Annotated in this window: 4 protein-coding genes and 1 pseudogene; all 5 read left to right on the top strand. The window is 75.8% G+C overall.

The genetic code is table 11. The features are described 5' to 3' along the window. Nucleotides 1-827 (top strand): annotated as a pseudogene (locus tag VFZ20_RS22275) (SWIM zinc finger family protein); the annotation flags it as partial. After that, a complete protein-coding gene (locus VFZ20_RS22280) occupies nucleotides 824-2,329 on the top strand; it encodes a DUF5691 domain-containing protein (protein WP_329686155.1) in 1,506 nt (501 codons plus the stop codon). The pseudogene VFZ20_RS22275 and the gene VFZ20_RS22280, both read left to right, overlap by 4 nt. Continuing rightward, nucleotides 2,326-3,417, top strand: coding sequence for an AAA family ATPase (locus VFZ20_RS22285; RefSeq protein ID WP_329686156.1), 1,092 nt, complete (start codon nucleotides 2,326-2,328; stop codon nucleotides 3,415-3,417). The genes VFZ20_RS22280 and VFZ20_RS22285 overlap by 4 nt, the downstream gene beginning before the upstream one ends. Then, nucleotides 3,414-5,954, top strand: coding sequence for a DUF5682 family protein (locus tag VFZ20_RS22290; protein ID WP_329686157.1), 2,541 nt, complete (start codon nucleotides 3,414-3,416; stop codon nucleotides 5,952-5,954). The genes VFZ20_RS22285 and VFZ20_RS22290 overlap by 4 nt, the downstream gene beginning before the upstream one ends. Further along, nucleotides 5,951-7,097 (top strand): VWA domain-containing protein (locus VFZ20_RS22295; RefSeq protein ID WP_329686158.1); only part of this gene is annotated, 1,147 nt, incomplete at its 3' end. The genes VFZ20_RS22290 and VFZ20_RS22295, both read left to right, overlap by 4 nt.

Genomic DNA, 7,097 nt, shown 5'->3' on the forward strand with positions numbered 1-7,097 from the left:
AGCGGGTGGCCGCGCGGCTGACGGACGCGCAGGCGCCGGGCGCGGCGCGCCTGGTCCGCGAGATGGCGGCCGTCCCCGGGCGCGGCGACGGCTGGCCCGGGCGGCTGCTGGCGCGGATGGCGCGGCTGGACCTGCTGGCCCAGGCGGCGGAGCGGATGGACGCGCTGCCGGAGCCCGTCGCGGCGGACGTGCGCGCGGCGCTGGGGTGGACCGCGCGGCAGGACGAGGTGCTGGCGTCCGGCTCTGCCGAGCGCGACGCGTGGACGGTGCTGGGCACCCGCACGGAGGCGGAGGAGGCGCTCCGCGTGCAGCGCACCTGGCTGCGCGGCGAGCGCACGGGGCGCACGGCGCTGCTGCTGGCGTTCGCCGCCGCCGGCCAGCCGATGGAGCCCGCTCCCGCGCCGGGCACGCGCCTGGACGCGGAGCTCGTCTTCTACGCGGGCAACCTCCCGCAGCGCGCCCTCGTCCGCGAGCGCTTCGGCGCGCCGGAGCCCGCGGCGGCGCTGCCGGACGCCGGGTCCGCGGACGACGCGCTGGGCGCGTGGGCGGACGTGCTGCGGCGGAACCCGTGGACGGAGCGCATCGCCGTCGTCCTCGGCGGCGTCGTGCCCGCGCGGGGCGAGGACGGCGGATGGATGATGCGGGACGCGGACGGCGCCGCGCTTCCCCTGGCCCGCGTGGCGGAGCCCGCCGCGTGGATGATGCTGGCCGTCGCCGGCGGCCGGCCGGCGGACGTCGCGGCGGAGTGGGACGGCGACGCGCTCCTGCCCCTGGGGATGGTGGCGGACGGGCGCTACCTCGTGCTTCCGGCCGGAGGCGCGACGTGAGCGCCGGACAGGCCTGGGATCGCGTCGTCCGCGCGGCGCTGCTGGGGACGGAGCGCCAGGCGGAGATCGACGCGGCCACGGGCGACGCCGCGCTGGACGGCGCCATCGCCGCGCTGGCGGACCGCCCGGCGGAGGCGCGGCTGCTGGGGACGGCGGCCCTGCTGGACGCGTGGCGCCGCGCCGGCCGCCGCGCATCCACCGCCCCCGCCCCGCCGGAGCCCGCGCCGCGGGCGGAGGAGGCGCGCGCCCCGTCGCCCCTGGCCGCCCGGGCGCTGCGGCAGGTGCTGGCCGGCTCCACCCCCGCCCTCGTGGCCGAGTGGATGGCCCTCGCGCGCAACGCCGGCGTCGGCATCCCGCACGAGCTGCTGCCGGACGTGCTGGAGCTGGGCCGCCGCAAGACGGAGCTGCGCGCGGAGGTGGCCGCCGCGCTGGGGCCGCGCGGGCGCTGGCTGGCATCGCTCAATCCCGACTGGTCGTACGCCGTCGCCCTTCCCGGGGAGCCCGCGACCGCGTGGGAAACGGGGACGGCGGAGGAGCGCGCCCGCATCCTCCGCGCGGTCCGCGGGGCGGATCCCGCCGCGGGGCTGGCGCTCGTGCAGTCCACCTGGTCCGCCGATCCGGCGAAGGACCGCGCGGCGTTCGTGGAGGCGCTGGCCACGGGGCTGTCGATGGACGACGAGCCGTTCCTGGAATCGGCCCTGGACGACCGCAGCAAGCAGGTGCGCGAGGCCGCCGCCGGCCTGCTGCCGCTCCTCCCCGAATCCCGGCTCGTGCGGCGGATGACGGATCGCCTGGCGCCGCTGCTCACCTTTCGCGAGCCGGAGGGGATGCTGGCGCGCCTCCGCGGCTCGGCGCCGAAGCTCGAGGTGACGCTGCCGGCGGAGTGCGACGCCGCCATGCGCCGCGACGGCGTGGACCCCAAGCCGGGCTATGGCTTCGGCGAGCGCGCGTGGTGGCTGCACCAGATGATCGTCGCCGTTCCGCCCGCGTACTGGACGGCGCGCTGGGGCCGGCCCGCCGCCGACCTTCTCGCCGCCGCGCGGGCGGGGGAGGGCGGGCAGAGGGTCGTCGACGCGTGGACGGAGGCCGCCATCCGCCATCGCGACGCGGCGTGGGCCGAGGCGCGGCTGCGGATCACGGCGCGCGAGGAGCGGCTGGGCATGGTGGACCGCCTGGCCGCCGTGCTCCCGCCGGAGCGGCTGGAGCCGCTGGTGCTGGAGCGCATCCCCGGCGAGCCCGTCAAGGCCACGCTCACCGGCTGGCTGATGCTGTCGACGGCCCACTTTCCGTGGAGCCCCGCCCTGACCCGCGCCGTGCTGTCCGCCGTTCCCGTCCCGCTCCCGCCGTCGGCGTACGACGCGCGGGAGCTGCTGCGCACCGCCGTTCCCCGCGTGCACCCCGCGACCGCCGTGGCCGTCCTGCGCGAGCAGGGCGACCCGCACCAGGGCACGTGGGTAGACCAGGTCCACCTTCGCGCCACCCTGCACCAGGCCTTCGAATGACCACGCCGCCCCCCGTGCTGCGCGCCCACGCCGAGCAGCAGTTCGCGAGCGAGCTGGACGCGCTCGCCCGCGCCGACGACCGCCCCCGCCCGCCGTCCTGGCGCATGTCGCCCTGGGCCGTGGCCACGTACCTGCTGGGCGGCCGGCTGGACGACGGCACGGAGATCATGCCCAAGTACATCGGCGACCGGCGGCGCATCGAGATCGCCATCGCCACCGTGGCCACGGACCGCGCGCTGCTGCTGATGGGCGTGCCCGGCACGGCCAAGTCGTGGGTGAGCGAACACCTGGCCGCCGCCATCAGCGGCGACAGCACGCGGCTCATCCAGGGCACGGCGGGCACCAGCGAGGAGCAGATCCGCTACGGGTGGAACTACGCGCGGCTGCTGGCCGAGGGGCCCTCGCGCGGCGCCATCGTGCCCAGCCCGCTCATGCGCGGCATGTCGGACGGCGCCCTCGTCCGCGTGGAGGAGCTCACGCGCATCCCCGCCGACGTGCAGGACACGCTCATCACCGTGCTGTCGGAAAAGACGCTGCCCATCCCCGAGCTGGGCGACGAGGTGCAGGCCACACGCGGCTTCAACGTCATCGCCACGGCCAACGACCGCGACAAGGGCGTCAACGAGCTGTCCAGCGCCCTCAAGCGCCGCTTCAACGTGGTGGTCCTTCCCCTCCCCGCCACGGCGGACGAGGAGGTGGAGATCGTGCGCAGCCGCGTGGAGTCGCTGGGCCGCGCCCTGGAGATCCCCGCCGAGCCGCCCGCGCTGGACGAGGTGCGGCGCGTGGTCACCATCTTTCGCGAGCTGCGGGCGGGCGTCACGGAGGACGGCAAGAGCAAGCTCAAGTCGCCCAGCGGCACGCTGTCGCCGGCCGAGGCCATCTCCGTCGTGAGCCACGGGATGGCCCTGGCCGCGCACTTTGGCGACGGCACGCTGCGGGCGGCGGACTTGGCGGGCGGCATCCAGGGCGCCGTGGTCAAGGACCCCGTGCAGGACCGCGCCGTGTGGCTGGAGTACCTGGAGACCGTCGTCCGCGAGCGCGACGGGTGGAAGGACCTGTACCGCGCGGGGCGGGAGATCACGGCGTGAGCGTGCACGTCTTCGGCATCCGGCACCACGGCCCGGGGAGCGCGCGGTCGCTGCTGCGCGCCCTTCGCGAGCTGTCGCCGGACCTCGTGCTGGTCGAGGGACCGCCGGAGGCCGACGCGCTCATCCCCCTGGCCGCGCACGACGAGATGCGGCCGCCCGTGGCGCTGCTGGTGTACGATCCCGCCGAGCCGCGGCGCGCCGTCTACTATCCGTTCGCCGAGTTCTCGCCGGAGTGGCAGGCGCTGCGCTACGCCGTGCAGTCCGCCGTCCCCGTCCGCTTCTTCGACCTTCCCCTCTCGCACCAGCTCCTCCCCGATCCCAAGGCGCCGGACGCGGATCGCCCGCCCGCGTCGTCCGAAGCCGCATCGGCAGATGGCGCATCGGCGGACGGTGGATCGACAGATACGGCGGACGGTGGATCGACATCGGCCGACCGCGCATCCGCTATCGATGCCGATCGATCCGGATCCGCCGATGCCGATCCATCCGCTGATCGCACGAGTGCCGATCGATCCGAATCCGCCGATGCCGATCCATCCGCTGATCGCACGGGTGCCGATCGATCCGAATCCGCCGATGCCGGCGCGGATGGCGACGGATCCGCATCGCCCGAATCCACAGCGGACGCGGAGATGGAGCCGGCGCTGATGCGCGAGGACCCGCTGAACTGGCTGGCCCGGGCGGCGGGGCAGCAGGACGGCGAGCGCTGGTGGGAGCAGCTGGTGGAGCACCGACGCGGCGACGCCGGGCTCTTCGAGGCCGTGCTCGAGGCCATGGGCGCGCTGCGCGACGAGCTCGACCTTCCCGAGCCCCTGCGCGAGCGCCAGCGCGAGGCGTACATGCGCCAGCAGATCCGCGCCGCCGAGCGCGACGGGCATCAGCGCATCGCCGTCGTCTGCGGCGCATGGCACGCGCCGGCGCTCATCCGCAAGACGCCCGTCAAGGCCGACGCGGCGCTCCTCAAGGGCCTGCCGAAGACGAAGCTCGCGGCCACGTGGGTGCCGTGGACGTACGGCCGGCTGGCGTTCGACAGCGGCTACGGCGCGGGCGTCACGTCGCCCGGCTGGTACGCCCACCTGTGGGAGTGCGGCGAGCGCGACGCGCAGACGGTCTCCATCCGCTGGCTCACCCGCGCCGCGCAGCTGCTGCGCGACGAAGACCTGTCCGCCAGCACGGCGCAGGTGATCGACGCCGCGCGACTGGCCGCCAGCATCGCGGCCCTGCGCAACCTGGCCCTTCCCGGCCTGGACGAGCTGAACCAGGCCGCCGACGCCGTGTTCTGGGGCGGCGGCGCGGGCGACGGCGCGTCGCTCCCCCTGCGGCTCATCCACGAGCGCCTCGTCGTCGGCGAGCGGCTGGGCGCGGTGCCGGCAGACACGCCCGCCGTCCCCCTGCAGCAGGACCTGGCGCGCGAGCAAAAGCGGCTGCGTCTGCCGCCCGAGGCCGCCGAGCGCGTGCTGGAGCTGGACCTGCGCAAGGAGACGGACCTGGCCCGCAGCCGGCTGCTGCATCGCCTGCGGCTGCTGGACCTGCCCTGGGGCGAGGACCAGCGCGCGCACGGCAAGCGCGGCACCTTTCACGAGCACTGGCGCCTGCGCTGGCAGCCGGAGCTCGCCGTGGGCGTCATCGAGGCCGCCGTCTGGGGCAACACCGTCGCCCAGGCCGCGGACGCCCGCATCCGCGCGCAGGCGGACCGCGCGGCGGACCTGCCGGCGCTCACGGGGCTGCTGGACCGCACGCTGCTGGCGGACCTGCCGGGCGCCGCGCGCCACCTCATCGCCCGCGTGGACGCCGAGGCCGCCCGCGCGGCGGACCTGGGCCACCTGATGGCCTCGCTGCCGCCCCTGGCCGAGGTGCTGCGCTACGGCGACGTGCGCGGCACGGACACGGCGCTGCTGGAGCACGTGGTGGACGGCTTGGTGTCGCGCATCTCCGTGGGCCTGCCCCTGGCCTGCGCGTCGCTGGACGACCAGGCGGCGGAGCAGATGGAGTCCGCCATCCACGGCGCGCACGGCGCCGTCACGCTGCTGCAGGACGAGCGGCACCGCGAGCTGTGGACGGACGCGCTGCTCCACGTGGCCGACGGGGCCGGCGTGCACGGGCTGGTGCGGGGCCGCGTCACGCGCCTGCTGCTGGACCTGGGCGCCCTCGACGCGGAGGACGCGGGGCGGCGGATGGGCCTGGCGCTCAGCCCCGCCGTGGCGCCCGGCGCGGCGGGCGCGTGGGTGCAGGGATTCCTGGGCGGATCCGGGCTCGTGCTGCTGCACGATGCGCGGCTGTTCGGCATCCTGGACGGCTGGGTGGCCGGGCTGGACGGCGACACGTTCACCACCCTGCTCCCCCTCCTCCGCCGCACCTTCTCCACGTTCGGCGCCGGCGAGCGGCGCGGCATCGGCGAGATGGCCCGCCGCGGCGCCTCCGCCCCGGCCGCGCGGGCGACGACGATGGCGGACGAAGCGCTCGACCGCGAGCGCGCCGCCGCCGTGCTCCCGCTGATGACCCTGCTGATGGGGCTCGCGCCCCGGGAGGCCGCATGAGCGACGACATGGAGCGGCTGCGGCGCTGGCGCCTGCTGCTGGGCGGCGAGGCGGCGGACGGCACGGGCGTGAGCCTGGCCGGCGCGGACCTGCGGATGGACGGCGCCCTGGCCGCGCTGTACGACGGCACGCGCCAGGGCGGGCTGGGCTCGTCCGCGCCCAACGTGGCGCGCTGGCTGGGCGACATCCGCGAGTACTTTCCGTCGTCCGTCGTCCGGGTGATGCAGCAGGACGCGTTCGAGCGGCTGCGCCTTCGGCAGATGCTGCTGGAGCCGGAGCTGCTGGAGGCCATGGAGTCCGACGTGCACCTGGTCGCCACGCTGCTCTCGTTCCAGAGCGTGATGCCGGAAAAGACGCGCGAGACGGCGCGCGACGTGGTCCGCAAGGTGGTGCGCGAGGTGGAGCGCCGCCTGGCCGAGCCGCTTCGGCAGGCCGTGACGGGCAGCCTGAGCCGCAGCGTGCGCAACCGGCGCCCCCGCCACGCCGAGATCGACTGGAACCGCACCATCCGCGCGAACCTGCGGCACTACCAGGCGCAGTACCGCACGATCATCCCCGAGACGCGCATCGGCTGGGGGCGGCGGCGCAGCAGCCTGCGCGACGTGATCCTGCTCATCGACCAGAGCGGGTCCATGGCCACGTCCGCCGTGTACTCGGGCATATTCGGCTCCGTGCTGGCGTCGCTGCCGGCCCTGAGCACGCGGGTGATCGCGTTCGACACGGCCGTGGCGGACCTGTCCGACAACCTGCACGACCCCGTGGACGTGCTGTTCGGCATCCAGCTGGGCGGCGGCACGGACATCAACCACGCGCTGGGCTACGCGGCGCAGTGGGTGCGCCGCCCGGCCGAGACGGTGCTCTTCCTGGTCAGCGACCTGTACGAGGGCGGCAACCGCGCCGAGATGCTGCGCCGCGCGGCCCAGCTGGTGGCGGACGGCGTGCAGCTGGTGGCGCTGCTGGCCCTTTCGGACGACGGCGCGCCGGCGTACGACCACGACGTGGCCGCGACCCTGGCGGGCTTTGGCGTCCCCGCGTTCGCCTGCACGCCCGACCAGTTCCCCGACCTGATCGCCGCCACGCTGCAAAAGCGCGACGTGGGCGCCTGGGCCGCCGAGCGCGGCATTGCCACACAACGAAGTGCGT

This window comes from Longimicrobium sp. (genome assembly GCF_036280135.1).
Classification (GTDB): Bacteria; Gemmatimonadota; Gemmatimonadetes; order Longimicrobiales; family Longimicrobiaceae; genus Longimicrobium.

Excerpts from the sequence above, each read along its gene's own strand:
- VFZ20_RS22285 (WP_329686156.1), top strand. The coding sequence starts at position 2,326 with ATGACCACGCCGCCCCCCGTGCTGCGCGCCCACGCCGAGCAGCAGTTC.